This is a genomic window from Candidatus Cloacimonadaceae bacterium, assembly GCA_030693415.1.
Classification (GTDB): Bacteria; Cloacimonadota; Cloacimonadia; order Cloacimonadales; family Cloacimonadaceae; genus JAUYAR01.
This window is the reverse complement of the sequence record JAUYAR010000104.1, coordinates 1-1,323: the sequence shown is the minus strand read 5'-3', so window position 1 is coordinate 1,323 and position 1,323 is coordinate 1. Positions and strand designations below refer to the sequence as shown.

The following is a 1,323-nucleotide window of genomic DNA, read 5'->3' as shown; positions in this document are numbered from 1 at the left end:
AGTGCCGCCACTGTTGTCCGCAAAAGTGCAGTTGCTGATAAAGACCGTGTCGTTCAGAGCCCGGATATTTGCCATCTGTGCCGACATAACCTGGTAATTGTTGTAAAATGCCGAGTTCTTGATCTCGATCCGTAAACGCTGGCCATAGTCATAATCCGGTGAAACCTGCATAATCGTATTAAACACATCAGCGGAGTAATTGCTGTTGTTGTAAAACCGGCAGCCGTCCATCTTGAACCGGCTGTCTCCCCTTGCACTTGCTTCCAAAGTCGGCATCCAGTTGTATGACCTGCAATCGCTGATCTCGACGTTGGTCATTTCTATGCTATTAGTGAATGCCAGAAACCTCACGCCGGTTGCGTTTTGAGGTGAACTCACATTTGAGACAGTAAGATTGGACAGGCGGGCTGTTTGAGTTTTATTCCCCAAAAAACCCATAGTCAGGCGAATGTCAACAATGGAATTAATGGTGACCTTATCTACCGTGTAATCTATTCCTTTAGACGTCATAACGCCAGCTTTACCATTTATTAGTTTCAATTGCGACATGTTGAAACTTTGGCTGTGTGCGGAGATATAGATAATGAAATCTTGATACTCAGCATCGAGAATGGTGCCGTCCTGGGATTCTCCTACGAGGTTCATGTAGCTTTTCAGGGGGATGGGGAATATCTGTCCGTTCAAGCTGCTGGAATAGGTACCGTTAGCAACATATACGGTCTTAGGATTGCTGCTGTCGGAGGCGATCTTATACACTGCGTTATAGATTGTCCGCATCGGCTCTGATGGACTGACCCCGCTGTTATTATCGTCGCCCCAGGGGGCTACATATAGATCGTGATTGACCTCCGTGTGCACGGTGTTCAGAATATCAAAGGTATAGGGGTTGACGATAGTGGGGTTGCCGGCTATGGCGCAGGCATAGAAATTCCAGGGGTTCGCCACGGTAAAGGTATCGACCACCACATGCACGGCATTGACCAAATAATAATACATATCGCTGCCGAAAAAACCGATGTTGTTGTAGATACTGCAGCGGTTCACCGGGTCATAAGTGGTGTTGAATTGAGCTCCGGACACGCCCGGGAACATTATTCCTCCTCCAACGGAAGCTCGGTTGTTTTTTATTGTGACACCGCTGATGAACAGGTTGCAGGCACTGATCCACAGACCTCCCCCACGCTTGGCAGTGTTTCCGTGAACATAACAGTTGATAAGGCTCACGTTTCTTTGCCCGCTCATCCTGCCAACTAATCTGCCACCCCCGACAGTGAGGTCGTAATTGACTGAGTATTCACCTGTGCCATTGGTTATCGTAAAACC

1 protein-coding gene is annotated in these 1,323 nt (G+C 47.9%); it reads right to left on the bottom strand.

Annotated features, from left to right (window positions below):
- Positions 1 to 1,092, bottom strand: a 1,092-nt coding sequence (locus Q8M98_06405; GenBank protein ID MDP3114392.1) for a hypothetical protein, incomplete at its 3' end; no start/stop codon positions are given.
- Between the last annotated feature and the right edge of the window lie 231 nt (positions 1,093 to 1,323).